The sequence below is a fragment of the Pedobacter sp. genome (assembly GCF_965249885.1).
In the GTDB taxonomy this organism is placed as follows: domain Bacteria; phylum Bacteroidota; class Bacteroidia; order Sphingobacteriales; family Sphingobacteriaceae; genus Pedobacter.
Map to the genome: position 1 here is coordinate 215,011 of NZ_OZ252254.1, position 16,957 is coordinate 231,967.

Annotated in this window: 13 protein-coding genes and 1 pseudogene; 7 read left to right on the plus strand and 7 right to left on the minus strand. The window is 39.2% G+C overall.

Translation table 11 applies throughout. From position 1 onward, the window contains the following. Nucleotides 1–50 precede the first annotated feature (50 nt). The 4 genes and pseudogenes from ACY2A0_RS00815 to ACY2A0_RS00830 form a co-directional block, all read right to left on the minus strand. Nucleotides 51–1,094, minus strand: coding sequence for an outer membrane beta-barrel protein (locus ACY2A0_RS00815; RefSeq protein ID WP_461787743.1), 1,044 nt, complete (start codon nucleotides 1,092–1,094; stop codon nucleotides 51–53). A gap of 265 nt (nucleotides 1,095–1,359) precedes the next feature. Beyond that, nucleotides 1,360–2,713, minus strand: a pseudogene (locus tag ACY2A0_RS00820) (ammonium transporter). A 343-nt stretch (nucleotides 2,714–3,056) separates the two neighbouring features. Continuing rightward, nucleotides 3,057–4,004, minus strand: coding sequence for a tRNA modification radical SAM protein MnmL/YtqA (mnmL, locus tag ACY2A0_RS00825; RefSeq protein ID WP_461787744.1), 948 nt, complete (start codon nucleotides 4,002–4,004; stop codon nucleotides 3,057–3,059). Between the two features lie 279 nt (nucleotides 4,005–4,283). After that, nucleotides 4,284–5,726, minus strand: a complete 1,443-nt coding sequence (locus ACY2A0_RS00830) for an APC family permease (protein WP_461787745.1) — start codon at nucleotides 5,724–5,726, stop codon at nucleotides 4,284–4,286. A 235-nt stretch (nucleotides 5,727–5,961) separates the two neighbouring features. Between ACY2A0_RS00830 and ACY2A0_RS00835 the strand changes: the two genes are divergently transcribed. Together ACY2A0_RS00835 and ACY2A0_RS00840 are read left to right on the plus strand one after the other, a co-directional pair. After that, nucleotides 5,962–8,205: a sodium-translocating pyrophosphatase gene (locus tag ACY2A0_RS00835; RefSeq protein ID WP_461791202.1), complete on the plus strand. Its 2,244-nt coding sequence runs from the start codon at nucleotides 5,962–5,964 to the stop codon at nucleotides 8,203–8,205. Between the two features lie 119 nt (nucleotides 8,206–8,324). Continuing rightward, nucleotides 8,325–9,755: an amino acid permease gene (locus ACY2A0_RS00840; RefSeq protein ID WP_461787747.1), complete on the plus strand. Its 1,431-nt coding sequence runs from the start codon at nucleotides 8,325–8,327 to the stop codon at nucleotides 9,753–9,755. Nucleotides 9,756–9,978: 223 nt separating this feature from the next. On the opposite strand, the gene ACY2A0_RS00845 is transcribed toward ACY2A0_RS00840, so the two are convergent. Both ACY2A0_RS00845 and ACY2A0_RS00850 read right to left on the minus strand, forming a co-directional pair. Then, entirely contained in the window at nucleotides 9,979–10,464 is a 486-nt protein-coding gene (locus ACY2A0_RS00845; protein WP_461787748.1) for a hypothetical protein, read from the minus strand. Nucleotides 10,465–10,468: 4 nt separating this feature from the next. Continuing rightward, nucleotides 10,469–11,620 (minus strand): zinc-dependent alcohol dehydrogenase, encoded by a 1,152-nt coding sequence (locus tag ACY2A0_RS00850; RefSeq protein WP_461787749.1) that lies wholly within the window; start codon nucleotides 11,618–11,620, stop codon nucleotides 10,469–10,471. A gap of 276 nt (nucleotides 11,621–11,896) precedes the next feature. Between ACY2A0_RS00850 and ACY2A0_RS00855 the strand changes: the two genes are divergently transcribed. Both ACY2A0_RS00855 and ACY2A0_RS00860 read left to right on the plus strand, forming a co-directional pair. After that, nucleotides 11,897–12,835, plus strand: a complete 939-nt coding sequence (locus ACY2A0_RS00855) for a manganese catalase family protein (RefSeq protein WP_461787750.1) — start codon at nucleotides 11,897–11,899, stop codon at nucleotides 12,833–12,835. A 291-nt stretch (nucleotides 12,836–13,126) separates the two neighbouring features. After that, nucleotides 13,127–14,284, plus strand: coding sequence for an alpha/beta hydrolase-fold protein (locus ACY2A0_RS00860; RefSeq protein ID WP_461787751.1), 1,158 nt, complete (start codon nucleotides 13,127–13,129; stop codon nucleotides 14,282–14,284). Between the two features lie 90 nt (nucleotides 14,285–14,374). On the opposite strand, the gene ACY2A0_RS00865 is transcribed toward ACY2A0_RS00860, so the two are convergent. Beyond that, nucleotides 14,375–14,737 carry a DoxX family protein gene (locus ACY2A0_RS00865; RefSeq protein ID WP_461787752.1) on the minus strand — a complete coding sequence of 121 codons (363 nt, stop codon included), beginning with the start codon at nucleotides 14,735–14,737 and terminating at the stop codon, nucleotides 14,375–14,377. A gap of 131 nt (nucleotides 14,738–14,868) precedes the next feature. Between ACY2A0_RS00865 and ACY2A0_RS00870 the strand changes: the two genes are divergently transcribed. The 3 genes from ACY2A0_RS00870 to ACY2A0_RS00880 all read left to right on the plus strand — a co-directional run bounded on the left by ACY2A0_RS00870 (nucleotide 14,869) and on the right by ACY2A0_RS00880 (nucleotide 16,912). After that, entirely contained in the window at nucleotides 14,869–15,198 is a 330-nt protein-coding gene (locus ACY2A0_RS00870; protein ID WP_461787753.1) for a winged helix-turn-helix transcriptional regulator, read from the plus strand. Nucleotides 15,199–15,488: 290 nt separating this feature from the next. Continuing rightward, nucleotides 15,489–16,175, plus strand: a complete 687-nt coding sequence (locus ACY2A0_RS00875; RefSeq protein WP_461787754.1) for a DUF6843 domain-containing protein — start codon at nucleotides 15,489–15,491, stop codon at nucleotides 16,173–16,175. A 146-nt stretch (nucleotides 16,176–16,321) separates the two neighbouring features. Beyond that, entirely contained in the window at nucleotides 16,322–16,912 is a 591-nt protein-coding gene (locus ACY2A0_RS00880; protein WP_461787755.1) for a hypothetical protein, read from the plus strand. The last annotated feature ends 45 nt before the right edge of the window (nucleotides 16,913–16,957 follow it).

Below are 16,957 nucleotides of genomic sequence, written 5' to 3' on the forward strand. Positions count from 1 at the left end.
TAAAAAAGAGGCGCCTGCGGTTGTGATTAGCTGCTTGTCCGAAGCAAGTACTAAAAGCTGTAAACTGCCGCTAATGAAAACTGAGAAGCAGACTTTGTTAATGTAGTTCCGTTGCTCTTCAAGAAGCCCTGACTAAAATCTTTATCGTTATCAAAGCGAATTTCTGGAATGAAAGTTAATCCACCTGATTTGATGTTTCCTGAGAATGTAAACGATGTTACACTAGCACTAGGTGCTCCGCCTACTGCTTTATAGGTGAAATACTCGGCCCTTAAACCCAAAGCTACTGCCGGCGTAAAAGCGTATTGAGGATATAGTGCAACACCAGAATAACCGAATTTGTCTTTACCTGCGTCCAAATCGGCAGCATTTAAGCCAATTTTCACCTTGTCAGTAATTTGGTAAGCGGTGGTTAAATCGAAGATGGTGCTGTAATTGCCGTAACCATCTAAGCCATGCAAACCATTGATGTAAGCAGTCCAACCTTTAACCGGCGAAACCATTAACTGGCCACCTAAACTTGAAACTCCCCTAGAAGCTCGGTATTGGTTCCATTCGTTAAATAAACCCAACATCAAACTAACTTTATCGGAAAAACTGTAAGTCCCTTTGATCCCTGCATTTTGAAAAGGACCAGAACCAAATAAGTATGAAGTTGAATAGTTGAAGTTTGCAGCTGGAGAAATTACTTCGTACCCCACAAAGGTGCCCATATATCCTGCTGCCATGCTAAATTTATCTGAAAATGCGTAGTTAATGTATAGATTTTGGATATTGAAACCATTGGCGGTAGCGTCATAACCACCAGCAGCATCAGGGATAGATTCATATTGACCTCTTGGTCCGAACGAAAGCTCTCCTACGAAAGAAGCCTTTCCTGTTGTTTTTTTGAGTGCTAAATCAATCATACCTAAAGAAACCGAGTTTTGTTCCCCGGCAAAATAGGTTTTGATATTTTCTGACTTGTTAAAATCATATTTAAAATAGGTATCTACCGAACCTGAGATTTCAAGTGGAGATGCTTTTTCTTGTGCAACGGCAACTGTTGCGGCGCTTAATAAAAGAAGGGATAGTGCAGCTATATTATTTTTCATTTTTTCAAAGAATTAAAAGTTAAATAATTGATTTATTGAGCTTTCCAACAAGGAAAACCATATAGCATAGCGCAAAATTTAATCAAAGCAAACCCACCCAGCTTCTCACCTGAAGCTGTATTCAAAAAATTGATGATACTGGCTCAACCCATCCGAGCTCAACCATTTAATCACCTCTCTGGTAGTTGAATTACCAGAGAGGATGATTTATATATCAAAACAATTTAACATCATGATTTTAACTTGGCCTAAGCGAAAGTATAGACTATATATTTGGAACTTCTTGTCCAGATACGATCAAAGTACCTTGAGTGTACTTTTCGTTGTGTTGACTTGCGTCCAAACCTTCCTCCTCTTCATCAGCGCTTACGCGAATTGGAAGAATAAGGTTAATTACTTTAAAGATAGCGAAGGAAACTACGAAGCTGAATACTACTACAAGTAGCATACCTTTCAACTGTATTAGGAAAAACTCAGGATTTCCATAAAGCAAGCCATCAACGCCAGCTCCATTTACAGTTTTTGTAGCAAATACACCCGTTAACAACATACCAACTATACCGCCAACGCCGTGACAAGGGAACACGTCTAAAGTATCATCCAATGCTGTTTTTTGTTTCCAAGAAACCACTAAGTTAGATACAATAGCTGCAAACACACCTATGAAAATACTGGATGGAATACTTACAAAGCCAGCACCCGGAGTAATCGCTACCAAACCTACAACTGCACCGATACAAAAACCGAGCACAGAAGGCTTTTTACCTCTAGCCGCATCAAAAAACATCCAAGATAAACCAGCTGAACCTGCTGCTACATTAGTAGTTACAAAAGCTGATACTGCTAAGGCATTTGCACCTAATGCTGAACCTGCGTTGAAACCGAACCAACCGAACCAAAGTAAGCCAGTACCAATTAATACGTAAGGAATATTAGCAGGAGGAACCTCTTTGTGTTCCAAGTGCGATCTTCTGCGTTTCAATACCAAAGCACCTGCTAACGCAGCCATACCAGCTGAAATATGCACTACAGTACCTCCAGCAAAGTCTAAAACACCCATTTTGAACAAAATACCATCTGCATGCCAAGTCCAGTGCGCCAAAGGCGAATAAACAAAAATGGCAAATAACACGATAAACAGAATGTATGCTGTAAAACGGATACGTTCCGCAACTGCACCAACTACCAATCCTGGCGTAATGATGGCAAACATACATTGGAAAATCGCGAATAGCGATAAAGGAATAGTGCCCCATGCTGGTCCTGAATTTACTCCTTGAAAGAAGAAAAATGTTTTAGGGCTACCAATTAAACCGTTAATGGATTCGCCGAAGGCCAAACTAAAGAACTACCCATAGCACAGAAATTACTCCTGCAGCCACCACACTTTTGATCATGGTTGACAATACATTTTTACGATGTACCATACCTCCATAAAAGAAAGCTAATCCTGGTGTCATTAAAAATACCAAGGCGGTAGCAACTAAAATGAAAGCAACGTCAGGACCGCTGTACTTTCCATCATCAAAGTTGGCTGTTAAAGGAATAAATAATGCAGCCACCGCAAAAGCGATTAAAATCGCGAAGGGAGCCCACTGTTTAAATAAAACTTTACTCATAATTTAAATTTTAGTGTTTGATTTTAAACCTAAATTACAAATAATATTTAAATTTTCATCATAATTTTAACAATTCTTTGATAATTTTTTATTTTTTGATAAAATAAATCAACAAATAAGCAATAAAATACAATATAAAATAAAAAACAAAACAAAAAATAACATCAATACTACACAAAAAACAAAATAACACTAACAAAAATTAAAAAAGTGAGATTCAAGACAAGATAAATCAGAAAAATACTGAGTTACATTTAAATTTTCACCGAAAGTTGAAAAAAAACGATATATAAATCAAAATTATCCGCAGAAAGCAGTAATATCAGTTATACGTAAGAAAAAATTAAGCTTTGTAAGCCGACCCTTGAATTATACCCCTACGCTCAATTTCCTTATCAATGTAGGTTTGTATAGATGACTTATTTTTACCCCAGTTTGGAGCAATTAACAAATCGTAATCAGAAATACCAAAAAGTCGTTGTATGACGATATCTGGACGTAACAAAGGAATCAACTCGCAAAGCAAATCAGTGTATTCTTCTAAGCTAAATAGCTTGAAAGGCTCCCTTTTATACTTTACACCCATAATTGAGCCCTCAACAATGTGCAGGTGGTGGAATTTAACGAATTTGATTTGAGGAAAGCGATTAATTTCGTGGATATAGCCATGCATCATCTCTCTAGTTTCCCAAGGGAATCCAAAAATGGTATGGACGCAAAGATTAAGTTTAGTATTATCTAACAGTTTTACCGCTTCTACAAATTCTCCGTGACTGCAACCTCTATTGATTTGTTCTAAAGTCTCATCATATATAGATTCCATGCCCATTTCCAAATCCACATCATACCTATCGGCGTAGCTTTCCAATAGCGCCACCTTTTCTGCGTCAATACAGTCGGGGCGAGTTCCCACAGCAAAACCAACTACTTTATCGCTATTGATGGATAAAGCGTCATCATACATCATCTTTAAATAATGCGTTGGGGCGTAAGTATTGGTATTGGGCTGAAAATAAACGATAAACTTATCGGCAGCGTAGTTTTTTTCGGCTCGTTCCATACCTTGAACCAATTGTTCGCGTATGGTAGGCAATTTTCTAGAAAGCTCAGGCGTAAAAGAATCTACATTACAATAAGTACAACCGCCGTAACCCTTGCTTCCATCACGGTTAGGGCAAGTAAAACCACCATCAACAATTACTTTAAATACACGCTGTCCATCGTAATGTTTGCGCAAATAAGCGCCGTAGTTGTTATAACCTCTAATTCCCCAATCAAGTGCTGTAGCCATTGCCGCAAAAATAAGAAAAAAAGTTGGCAGTAGTCAGTTTTCAACAAACAGTAGTAAATCAGTTCGAATAAAGATGATTTAGAAAAGTAGCAACTATTTTAAGCCTAACTAGCCGACTTTTCATTCCGAGCTTAAGAATTCTACTAACATGTAAAATAGACCCTTCGCAGTGCTATGGATGACAAAAAGTCTAGAACAAGAACCAACGAAACTGCTTTTCAATAAAAAAGGCGACTGAGTTTCAAACCCAATCGCCTTTAAATATTGTTTGCAGCAGGTTTATTCTACGACTTGCTTTTTATTGATTAATAAATATATAGGCAAGCCAAGCAGTACAATGATTAGGCCAGGCCAAGTATATTGTTGTTTATAGATAAGTAATAGCACACAAAATGCGGTACCAATTAAAAGGTAAACAATTGGCGTAATGGGATATAACCAAGTTTTGTACGGACGTTCCAAATTCGGTTTTTTAAATCGCAGGTAAATAACGCCAAACACGGTAATCATGTAGAACAGCACAATTACAAAAGAAATCATGTCCAGCAGATTTCCATATTGTCCGCTTAAACACAAAACTGAAGCCCAAATACCTTGCATCCAAAGTGATTTTTCAGGAACACCATTTTTATTGTTTTGTATTGCAGCTTTGAAAAACATACCATCTTGAGCCATGGTTTGAAAAACCCTAGCACCAGCCAACACAATACCGTTTACACAACCAAAAGTTGAAATCATTACTAAAATAGCTATTACATAAGTTCCTACGCCACTACCGAAAATCTTCTCGGAGGCTGCAACCGCTACCCTGTCGTTAGCAGCAAATGCAATCGCATCTCTATCAAGCGCATTAAGGTATACGAAATTCACCAATAAGTACAATACCATTACTGCACTTGTACCCAACACCATGGAACGCACCACATTTTTCTTTGGGTTTTCTATCTCTCCCGAAACGAATGTTACATTTTCCCAAGCTACACTTGAAAACACCGAACCAACCATTGCCGCAGCAATACCGCCCATGATGGCCATACCAGAAATGGACTCCCAACCTGATTTTAGAAAGTTGCCGCTGGTATCAGTACTTAGATTTTTAAAAGCGCCCCAACCGAAACTCATATTATCAGCCCAAAAATTACGCTTAACTAAGATAAAGCCTAACAAGATTAAACCAATTAAGGCTACAATTTTTGAACCTGTAAATACATTTTGCAATAATTTACCTCCTTCTACACCTTTAGTATTGATAAATGTCAGAAGCAATATGACGGCAATGGCCAAAATCTGTATCCATGTAATTTTATAACCACCACTCTGGAAAATCGGGTCGGCATCATTTAAAGCAGGAATTAAGTAGGCCGTAAATTTTCCGAACGCGACCGCCACAGCAGCAATAGTACCGGTCTGTATTACCGCAAATAAGCCCCAACCATACAAAAACCCCATCATTCTACCGAAAATCTCCTTCAAATAAGTGTATTGCCCACCTGCTTTTGGAAACATCGAGGAAAGTTCACCATAGGATATGGCAGCAGCTACCGTCATTACTGCGGTGATGAGCCACACTACAATTAACCAATAGCCAGAACCGAGGTTCCTCATGATATCGGCACTTACGATAAATATACCGCTACCTATCATCGACCCCATTACAAGCATTACGCCATCAAAAAGTCCCAGTTTACGCTTAGAAGAGTTTACCTCTTGTTGATTTTCCATTCTTAGTTTGAGTTAGTTGAGTTTATCGTTAGCTAAGATAAAAAAAGAGATGAATAATTGAAGTTCAAAAGATGCGATAACGGGTTTTGAAGTGGCAGCGGGAGTATATGCCGTACTTGACTACGCATTTGTTACAATTTTATTTTTTAGCTGATAAAATATCTTGACAATCAAATATCTTTTTTACTACCTTGTAGGTTGAATATCAACTAAACACTAAATATAAATTTGAACTATGGATTTTTTACAAAACAATCTTATTTATGTAATTCCCCTACTTGGCTTGGTAGGTATTTTGGTGATGGCCGTAAAAAGCGCCTGGGTTAACAAACAGGATGCCGGCGACGCCAATATGCAAGAACTGGCCGGGTACATTGCAGATGGCGCTATGGCTTTCCTAAAAGCAGAATGGAAAATCTTAGGCATATTCGCCGTTTTAGCCGCAGCCCTACTAGCATACTCGGGTACGGTAACCGAAGTAAATGGTAAAGAGATACACTCTAGCTGGATCATCTCTATTTCCTTCATTATTGGTGCTGTGTTTTCTGCAACAGCAGGATATATCGGCATGAAATCAGCTACTAAAGCCAATGTAAGAACCACACAAGCGGCAAGAACTAGCTTGAAACAAGCCCTTAAAGTGAGTTTCACTGGCGGTACGGTGATGGGCTTGGGCGTGGCTGGCTTAGCAGTTTTAGGCTTGGGCGGCTTGTTCATCGTATTTTTAAAGTATTTCAACGTAATCAACGCCAACAGCAACGAAATGAGAACTGCGATTGAGGTTCTTACCGGATTTTCATTAGGAGCTGAATCTATTGCTTTATTTGCCCGTGTGGGCGGCGGTATTTACACCAAAGCGGCCGACGTAGGAGCTGATTTAGTGGGAAAAGTTGAGGCTGGTATCCCTGAAGATGATGTACGCAACCCTGCAACCATTGCAGATAACGTAGGTGATAACGTAGGTGATAACGTAGGCGACGTAGCAGGAATGGGCGCAGATTTATTCGGATCATATGTAGCTACGATATTAGCAACTATGGTATTGGGACAAGAAATTGTAGTTACTGATAATTTCGGTGGTATGTCGCCTATCTTATTGCCAATGGTAATTTGCGGATTAGGCATTATTGCTTCTATTATTGGAACTTGGTTTGTAACCATTAAGGATGAAAAATCTAACGTACAAAACGCATTGAACTTAGGCAACTGGTCGTCAATTATCATCACTGCGGTAGTTTCTTTTGTGTTAGTAAAATGGATGCTTCCTGAAAACTTAAGCTTACGCGGTTACGAATTTTCGAGCATCAATGTGTTTTACGCCATTATTGTAGGCTTAGTAGTTGGTGCCATTATGAGTATCGTGACTGAATATTACACTGCAATGGGCAAAGGCCCGGTAAATTCTATCATTCAACAATCGTCTACAGGACATGCCACTAACATTATTGCCGGACTTTCAGTTGGGATGAAATCTACCGTAATTCCTATTTTGGTGTTAGCTGGTGGAATTATGGCTTCGTATTATTTTGCGGGCTTATATGGTGTTGCTATTGCAGCTGCCGGAATGATGGCCACTACAGCGATGCAATTAGCGATTGATGCTTTTGGTCCAATTGCGGATAACGCTGGCGGTATTGCGGAGATGAGTCAATTACCTCCAGAAGTTCGTGAGCGTACAGACAATTTGGATGCGGTTGGTAACACCACTGCGGCTACCGGAAAAGGCTTCGCTATCGCATCTGCAGCCTTAACTTCATTGGCTTTATTTGCTGCCTTTGTGGGTATAGCAGGTATTTCTGCCATTGACATTTATAAAGCACCAGTTTTAGCTGGATTATTTGTGGGCGGAATGATTCCTTTCGTATTCTCTGCACTATGTATTCAAGCAGTTGGAAAAGCAGCAATGGACATGGTTCAGGAGGTACGTCGCCAGTTCAGAGAAATTCCTGGCATTATGGAATACAAAGCCAAACCAGAATACGAAAAATGTGTCGCTATTTCTACGCAAGCCTCTATTCGCGAAATGCTGTTGCCGGGAGCCATTGCTTTGATCACACCAGTAATTGTAGGCTTTATTTTTGGCCCTGAGGTATTAGGTGGTTTGCTAGCAGGCGTAACGGTATCAGGCGTATTGATGGGAATTTTCCAATCGAACGCTGGTGGCGCTTGGGATAATGCGAAAAAATCATTTGAAAAAGGTGTAGAAATTAATGGTGAGATGTATTACAAAAAATCGGAACCGCATAAATCATCTGTAACTGGTGATACCGTTGGAGATCCATTTAAAGATACTTCTGGCCCGTCGATGAACATTCTAATTAAGTTGATGTCTATTGTATCGTTGGTAATCGCACCTTATATTTCTATCAATGCAGAGCAATCTACTTCAGCTTTAAACCAACTTGGAAAACATCAAATAGTTGCCAAGAAAAACGGCTGTTGTAGCGTTAAACGCTCATGCTTAATGGAAAAACACTAAATTGTTACTTCGGAAAGGGATTTTGCAAAAAATCCCTTTTTCAATTGTAGATATTTTTTTTTAGGTTTGGTGCGTTATTTTAATCAACAAAACAGACTAACTAACTAATTAATCATTTTATGAATTTAAAAAAGCCTATTGATTTACTTGTTGCCGAATCGGCAGAAAGTGGTGAAGGCACGCTCAAACGTACTTTAAGTAGCACGAGTTTAGTAGCACTGGGTATTGGAGCAATTATTGGTGCTGGTTTATTCTCATTAACTGGTATCGCAGCAGCAGAACACGCAGGTCCAGCGGTAACTTTATCGTTTATTTTAGCAGCTGTAGGTTGCGCATTCGCAGGATTATGTTACGCCGAATTTGCCTCGATGATTCCTGTAGCAGGAAGTGCTTACACTTATTCTTATGCTACCATGGGCGAGTTTATGGCTTGGGTAATTGGCTGGGATTTAGTATTAGAATATGCACTAGGTGCTGCCACAGTTGGAGTATCTTGGTCTGGTTATTTCAACAAGTTACTACATGAGTTCGGACTTGAACTGCCTAGCTATCTGAGCAAAACTTTTGCAGAAGGCGAAGGCGGTGGTATCAATTTACCAGCGGTAGTAATTGTATCATTACTTTCCCTATTGTTAATGCGTGGTACAAAGGAATCAGCAAGCTTAAACAACTTCCTAGTAGTAGTGAAAGTAGCGGTAGTATTGTTGTTCATCGGCTTAGGATGGAAATTCATCAATCCAGCTTACCATCACCCTTACATCCCTGAAAATACAGGTGTACGTGGTCAGTTTGGTATTTCTGGTATTGCCTCAGGTGCAGCATTGGTATTCTTCGCATTTATCGGGTTCGATGCTGTATCAACTGCAGCACAGGAAGCTAAAAATCCTCAAAAAGGAATGCCAATTGGTATTTTAGGTTCATTAGCAGTTTGTACAGTGCTATACATTTTATTTGCTCACGTAATGACTGGCTTAGTACCTTTCCAAGTTTTCAAAGGTGATGCTTCTCCAGCAGCAACAGCATTTAAAGTAACAGGATATAGCTTCCTACAGATGGGCTTAATCATTGCAATTTTAGCTGGTTACACCTCAGTAATCTTAGTAATGTTGATGGGCCAATCAAGGGTTTTCTATACGATGTCTAAAGATGGTTTGTTACCTAAATTCTTTGGAAGTATTCACGCAAAATACAGAACACCTTGGAAAACTAACTTGTTCTTCATGGTGTTTGTGAGTTTATTCGCAGGCTTTGTTCCAGTAACAGATTTAGGCCACATGGTATCTATCGGTACGTTATTAGCTTTCTCATTAGTTTGTATTGGTGTAATGATTTTACGTAAAACCGATCCTAATAGAGAGCGTCCTTTCAGAACTCCTTTAGTACCTTTGGTACCAATTTTAGGTATTGTTGTATGCGTTTACTTGATGTCTTCATTACCAATTGAAGCTTGGATCAGGTTAGCACTTTGGATGGGATTAGGTATTGCCGTTTACTTTTTCTACGGAAAAGGCAATTCAGTTCTTGGCAGAAAACACAGAGGTGAACAATAACCTTTAATCATACAAAACCCCGAGCTTCACTCGGGGTTTTTGCTTTTATAAAGCGACTGTTTGATTGTTCTCCATGCTGTGGATCCGAGGATAATCTGACCGAAATTTCGAGTAGGAATCTATTTAGTTTTCTAACATAACATTACCTAAGTTGTAGATCCGTCGCTTAGCCCGGGATGACGACCCTGAGCATTAGGAATCTATTTGATCTATAAAACATCAGTTACTTACGCTTTTTGCCGCAGAGCAACCAATATACAGCGAGTCCCAAAGCAGCTGTAGTGGCCGCTTTTAGGGCAAAGTTCTTAGTATTGTATTTCAATTCCATTTTCCAACCTCGCTCTGCGAACATATTGGGAAAATGCCCTTTTTTAATATCGCTGATAATACCTTCTACCGCATTAACTCGATCTGCAAAAATTAAGGGCAACCAATGCCGATACCTATCTTCGCTATGGCTAAAAGCATAACGACGAATTTTTCCACTCAAACCACTAGGTGGTACCGTATTACCAAATACAGCACTAATTTTTGGCCGTTCTGTAGACATTAATATTTCCACATCTTTAGGCTGAGGAGCTGATTTTGGGTAATCCGAACGATGATGGTCATCTCCGGTGTAATGTTTCATTGGGTAAGTGGGTTCATTTTCTGGATCTGCATCTATCCCCCAACCCGGTATATCTTTATAATTTTCGTAAAGTTTCATATTGTTAAGCTTTAGTTGATGGAATTAAAACGGTTTTAATACAATTATCCAGTTTTGAAGAAAACAGACGGTAGGCGTCAGCCACTTCTTCCAATGGAACCTTGTGCGTAATCAAGCCTCTGGGGTTTAATCGTCCTTGTTGTACATGCTCAATTAGTTTAGGCAACAATCGTTTTACCGAAGCCTGATTAGCTCTAATCGTAATTCCTTTGTTGAGCACGTTACCAATTGGAATTAAATTAAATGGTGGTCCGTACACCCCTACTATAGAAACAATCCCTCCTTTTTTAACGGAATTGATGGCCCATTGTAAGGCAGTTCCAGCACCAGCCTGCATCATCGCTATGCGACCGCTAAAGGTCTGTAAAGTATTACCTTCTGCTTCGCAACCCACACAGTCAATACATACATCGGCACCGTACCAATCCGTAGTCTTTTTCAAAAACACTACTGGATCATCCATCTCTTTGAAGTTATAAGCCTCACAGTAGGCGTAATTACGAGCAAATTCCAAACGATAATCTACATGATCAATAATAATCACCCTTGATGGGCCAAAAAACCATGCGCATCTGGCGGCCATAATCCCAATGGGACCAGCACCAAAAATTACTACGGTATCACCTTGCTTAATACCACCCATTTCAGCAGCTTGATAACCTGTAGGAACCACATCTGTTAACAACACCGCATCATCAGGATCCATGTCTGGTGGTATTACCGTTGGACCCACATCTGCATAAGGCACACGAACATACTCTGCCTGACCGCCATCGTAACCACCAGCCGTGTGCGAATAACCAAAAATACCGCCAACTGCAGTTGCCATGGGGTTAGATTCGTGGCAGTTACCGAACAAGCCTTGCTTACAAAAGTTGCATTTACCACAGGCGATGTTAAATGGCACCAAGACTTGGTCGCCCACTTTCAACTTTTGTACTAAAGGCCCTACCTCTTCAACTACACCTACAAACTCATGTCCAAAGGTCGATCCAACTCGAGTATCAGGAACCATCCCATGGTACAAGTGCAAATCTGAACCGCAAATGCAAGTGCGGGTTACTCTTACAATCGCATCTTCGGGATGCAGTATTTTGGGCATGGGCTTTTCCACTGTGCGCACCCTATATGGGCCGCGGTATTCCATTGCTAGCATAATTTAAGTTTTAAGTGAACAGAAACAATAGTTACCCTTTTCATACAATAGGTATCAATTTTTGTTTAAGAACACGGCGGTGTTTAGGCAAAACCCGCATAGCACGCAACAACAAAAGGTAGTTTCCCCGAAAACAAGAAACATTATGATGCACAATACCTGTTTTGCGGAAAATAGAAACAAAGCATGCCCCGAGTTACTTTTTTAATCACCTACCAATAGTATGATGAAAAACAAAAGTCACAACCAATTTGACCAATCATAAAATTAATTACTATGTTTTATCACGTAAAAGATCTACAATTTAATGCCAGGGTTTCTAAGCCAGATCCTCGCTTTGCGAACATCCTTTTAGAACAATTTGGAGGCGAAAACGGAGAATTAGCTGCTGCAATGCAGTATTTCACCCAAGCCTTTAATGCTAAAATGCCACATCCTGACAAGTATGACATGCTAATGGATATTGCTACGGAAGAGTTTAGCCACCTCGAAATTGTTGGCGCCACCATCCAAATGCTGCTGAAAGGCGTAAATGGAGAGCTGAAAGACGCTGCCGACCAATCAGAAATCATGGCTTCTATGGATGGGCGTGGCACTAGAGATTCGTTGATTCACGAAGCTTTACAAGCAAACCCTCATTTTGATATCCTAAGTGCTGGTGGCCCGCGACTAGCCAACAGTCAAGGCATTCCGTGGTGTGCCTCTTACATCCATTCTAACGGCGATTTAACGGTTGACCTTAGAAGTAACTTAGCCTCTGAATCGAGAGCGAAACTGGTGTACGAGCATTTGATGAAATTTACCGACGACCCTTATGTGAAAGACACCCTTTCCTTTTTGATGACTCGGGAAGTAGCGCATTACAAAATGTTTGAAGCCGCTTTATCTACCGTTGAACCAAATTTCCCTCCGGGAGTTTTACAAGCCGATCCAAGGTTTACACAGCAATACTTTAACCTATCCTCTCCTGAGAGCGTTAAGGGGCCATGGAATGAAGGCGAAATGCCAAACATGGGCAAGGAATGGGAATACATTGAAGATCCAATAGCCCATGTGAGCAAAACCAAAGGGCTAAGCAAAGCAGATAAGAAAAAAGATGCGGAGCTATCTGAAACTAAGGAAATTGATGCGGAGATGAGCAAAATCAAAAGCGAAGAAGTGAGAAAAGCAGAACCTGACGGTGTAGCGCAATGGAGCAAATACCAAAAGAAATAGTAGCAGATAGATTGATGAAGAAGCCGGGAAGCAAATTGCTTTTCGGCTTTTTTTTAAAAACTGATGATTAGGCAAATCCTCAATTAACAACCATTAGCTATTAAGCTAATAACCGATATTGTTAGAAGAATTGATTTGCATACCTTAAAGCTATCCCCTAATTTAGCTATCAGCATTTGGATGGTATCCAAAACTTCTCAACTTAACAAACAAGCTATGTTTAATGCGCAATCCTTCCTTTAGAATATTGCTTAGCGTAAGCACATGGCTTAGTTAATTTAGACCAAAACAATGATAAAAAAATATTTAGCCTCTCTTCTAGCCATCGTTTTAACAACATCTTCCCTATTTGCACAAAACTACGAGCGATATAAAAAATTAACAGATACCACCATCAGGTCAAGCCATCTCGGTTTTGATAAAAAACTCTCCATACTGGTTCCCATAGAATTCCAAGAACAAACCAGCAATCAATTTCCATTGATTATTGTATTTGATAAACAAAACAAGCGAAGCAACAGTTACATCCTGCAAACCATCGATTATTTGACCAGCAACGAACAAATGCCTTCATCGATTATCATCAGTGTGGAATCAGAGCAGAAATACCGCTACATCGAAACACTATATCAAATCTCCGACTCAGGTGGAAAGGCGCTAGAGAATGAAAAATTCATTTTCGAAGAGTTGGTTCCGTTAGCCGAAAGAAAATACAAAGCTGCTAAATTTCGATTGCTAATTGGACATTCCAGATACGGTTATTTCACCAGCTCCCTTGTGCACTCACGGTTAGCCGATTGGAGTGGAATTATTTCCATGAGCCCTTTTTTCTCTCAGAAAAATGTTGAGCTAACAGATTCGGTAAGTAAACTAAACGGCATGACCTTACCAAACCAAAAATACTACCGTTTTGGGATTGGAAATGATTATCCTGATGATTTCGCAAAAATGGAAGCTGTTGAAAAGCGCAATCAAAATCCCCTTTTTGACATGAAGGGATATCATTTTAAAGAAGCAGACCATAATTCGACGCCTGGTTTAATTATACAAACGGCGCTTTACGAAATATTCGAGAGATGGTCCTTCATACAGTCGAAATACATTTCGAATAATCAAACAGATTTGAGTATTAAACCAGCACTCGACAAAGATATTTTATCTCATTATGGCGCAAAACTTAACTTTTCACTCGGCATTTTAAACGGGAAAGGTTGGTATTTCTTTAACAACAAGAAATATGATAAAGCTATTGAAGCTTGGAAAATTTTATTAAAGGCCTATCCTAATTTTTCAGAAGCTTATTTATATGTCGTACAGTCGCAAATACAGCTAAAACAGCGCTATGACGAAACCATTAAAGCGTTTAAAAACTCATTAGCAAACTCAGCATTTTACACGGAAAAACAAAAGAAGGATTTAAATGCTGAGCTGCAAGAGCTAGTTAAATAGTAACTATGTCCAGACGACAATCTGGACACCTTTTGCATCTAAAGTTTATGCTGGATTGCTGATGGTATCGTGGCAACACAATCGTGAATTTTACTTTACATCATTCAGTTTCCTGAAATAATAGTAAGACACAGAAAGAATTGCAAATGGTACCAACGGTGCAATACCTTTTGCCCAGCCATCAATAATAAAATGGGCTAAACTTGCTGAAAGCAGCAATATCCCGAAGCCAACATACGACCATTCTTTGAACATGGTTGGAATTACAGGAATTAGAATAATTATGGCACCAACAACTTTTAAAATATCCAGTTCTAACCCGAAATAACTAGGAAATTGCATTCTGCGCATGGTTTCCTCTAGATATTCGCGTGGTGCGAAATATGAAGGTAGCACAATCAACGCCATTGCAATAATGGTTACTATCCAGTAGATTTTTTTGTCTTTGTTCATGTTTTACTTTAATTTTTTCATTTGACGTTACAAAACTACCTATATTCGCTAACCAACGGTAAGCGCTAACCCAACAGTTAGCACTTACATTCAGGTTAGTAATGTAATTTTGTTCGGTTATGACAAAGACAATGATATGTGATCCGACAGGCATTCGTGCCATTAAAGATGCAATGGAGACATTGAACGGCAGTTGGAAACTCCCTATTCTATTTTCGTTATCGGGTGGTGCAAAACGTTTCAAAGAAATTGCGAGAGAGGTAGAAGGAATCAGTGACAAAATGCTATCAAAAGAACTAAAAGACCTAGAAGCCAATCATCTGGTGTGCCGTACCGTTTACGACACCTTTCCACCGACAGTGCAATACCAAGTTACAGCACATGCAGAAACTTTATATGAAGTGATGAAAGCTTTACGTGATTGGGGACAAAACCACAGGAAGAAAATAATTGGCAAGTAAATGAAGGCTGTGCATTAGGAAGCATACAGCTAAACATTTGAAGAACCACAACATACAACTCCTTTGGCCGCCAACAATTTAATTTGCAAACGTTAAAGTAATCTACTAGCTTAGGTACAATTAGCGTTCGGTTCACCCTGCAGATTTCCGAAGATTTTATTAAAATAAAAAACGTTGGTATTGCGCAAAGCCATCAATTTTTCGGTGTATTAACGCCATTTAATGGGGGGGGGGGGGGGAATAATTAAGTTGGCGGCAACCGTAAAACGACATACCAACAAAGATACAAATTGAAACAAACAGCATATTATATCGGACTGACTTTAATTGCCATTAGCTTCACTGCTTGTGTTGTAAGTTTCTATCTTTTAGTTTTTGGAATCCCAACATTCATAATTGGAGCAATTTTGATTTTTCTTTCCAAGCAGAATATTAAGACAAAATTACTTACGACATTGATTCCGCTAATTTTATACGTTCCTTCAAGTTTTTTATTCTTGTATGCTTACAATTATTCGACACCAAAGACAATTTTAATTCCGAAAAACTTTGAAGGAAATTTACGAGTTGTATACGAAGAAAATTGTGGGCGTAATTATGACAAGACGAATGGTATAAAAACATTGACTTTCCCCGAAAATGGAATATTGGTTTTAAACGAAGATTTTGACAGACACATTAATTACAACTATTATTTAGTTGACGAATTGGGCAACAGAACAAAAATTTCGCAAATACTTCACTATAAAGACAGAATTCAAAAACGACCTTGTGTTTTAGTTTGTGGTTCGGGGACAATTGGACAGACGATAGAAGTCAACTCAACGAATCACGAAGAAAAGGGAATAACCTATTCGGACTTTTACATTTACAATAAAGACACTGTTGACAGAAATGACTTTAAGAGCCAACAAAAATTTGACTCATTGACAACAGCAATCGTAAACCAATGCAGACAAAAATATGGCAGCCACTAACAAGAGCTTTGCGTCAGGCGGGCCGAAGTGCAAACTTCGAGCTTTGTGTCCCGAAAGCTTTCGGGGTTCAATGCTGGTTAATCCCGCAAGTGCGGTAATCCGAAACCCTCCCAAACGCAAAGCCCGAAAACGTTAGCAGTAGTGGTATGAAACGAATACACAAAATATTATTCAAGACTTTTCTGACAATCATTTGCTTGTTAGTAATTTGGATTATTGGACTTTTTGCTCAACTCCCATTAATTCCTTGGATTGAAACGGATTATTATGTTGCTGGGACAAACCAGACACTTGCAAACGGATATGTTTTAATGCAAACTGACAAAGCACTTGTTAAAATCGAAGTTCCTACTGAATTTCCTGAAAACGACCAATGCTTTGATTTTTGGTTTTCTTCTGCTAACGGGACATATATCCTGACTGTAAAAGATTTTTCACAAACGTTGTTTGACAAAAGCAATTCGAAAATTAAAATCAAAAACTCATATTTATTTTCGGACAATGGAAGCAAAGAAGAAGCATTTAATATTGACCACTACGAAATCACACATTCTGACAATTACGACCAAAAGAAGTATGTTTTCTTTAGGAATGTTATTGACCTTGAAAGCATTAGCGACTTTTCAATAAAAATTAAGACAAATTTTTACATCGACAGCAAACCAAATCTAATAGACACGACATTAACAATAGAAAAGAAACATAGGCTAACGTGGAACAAATTTCGCATGCATTAATAACAAGAACCACTACCGCTAACACAGGTTTGGCGAAACGTTAGC

Coding starts and splice junctions, on each gene's coding strand:
- ACY2A0_RS00815 (WP_461787743.1), bottom strand. CDS start 1,094: ATGAAAAATAATATAGCTGCACTATCCCTTCTTTTATTAAGCGCCGCA.
- mnmL (WP_461787744.1), bottom strand. CDS start 4,004: ATGGCTACAGCACTTGATTGGGGAATTAGAGGTTATAACAACTACGGC.
- ACY2A0_RS00830 (WP_461787745.1), bottom strand. CDS start 5,726: ATGGAAAATCAACAAGAGGTAAACTCTTCTAAGCGTAAACTGGGACTT.
- ACY2A0_RS00835 (WP_461791202.1), top strand. CDS start 5,962: ATGGATTTTTTACAAAACAATCTTATTTATGTAATTCCCCTACTTGGC.
- ACY2A0_RS00840 (WP_461787747.1), top strand. CDS start 8,325: ATGAATTTAAAAAAGCCTATTGATTTACTTGTTGCCGAATCGGCAGAA.
- ACY2A0_RS00845 (WP_461787748.1), bottom strand. CDS start 10,464: ATGAAACTTTACGAAAATTATAAAGATATACCGGGTTGGGGGATAGAT.
- ACY2A0_RS00850 (WP_461787749.1), bottom strand. CDS start 11,620: ATGCTAGCAATGGAATACCGCGGCCCATATAGGGTGCGCACAGTGGAA.
- ACY2A0_RS00855 (WP_461787750.1), top strand. CDS start 11,897: ATGTTTTATCACGTAAAAGATCTACAATTTAATGCCAGGGTTTCTAAG.
- ACY2A0_RS00860 (WP_461787751.1), top strand. CDS start 13,127: ATGATAAAAAAATATTTAGCCTCTCTTCTAGCCATCGTTTTAACAACA.
- ACY2A0_RS00865 (WP_461787752.1), bottom strand. CDS start 14,737: ATGAACAAAGACAAAAAAATCTACTGGATAGTAACCATTATTGCAATG.
- ACY2A0_RS00870 (WP_461787753.1), top strand. CDS start 14,869: ATGATATGTGATCCGACAGGCATTCGTGCCATTAAAGATGCAATGGAG.
- ACY2A0_RS00880 (WP_461787755.1), top strand. CDS start 16,322: ATGAAACGAATACACAAAATATTATTCAAGACTTTTCTGACAATCATT.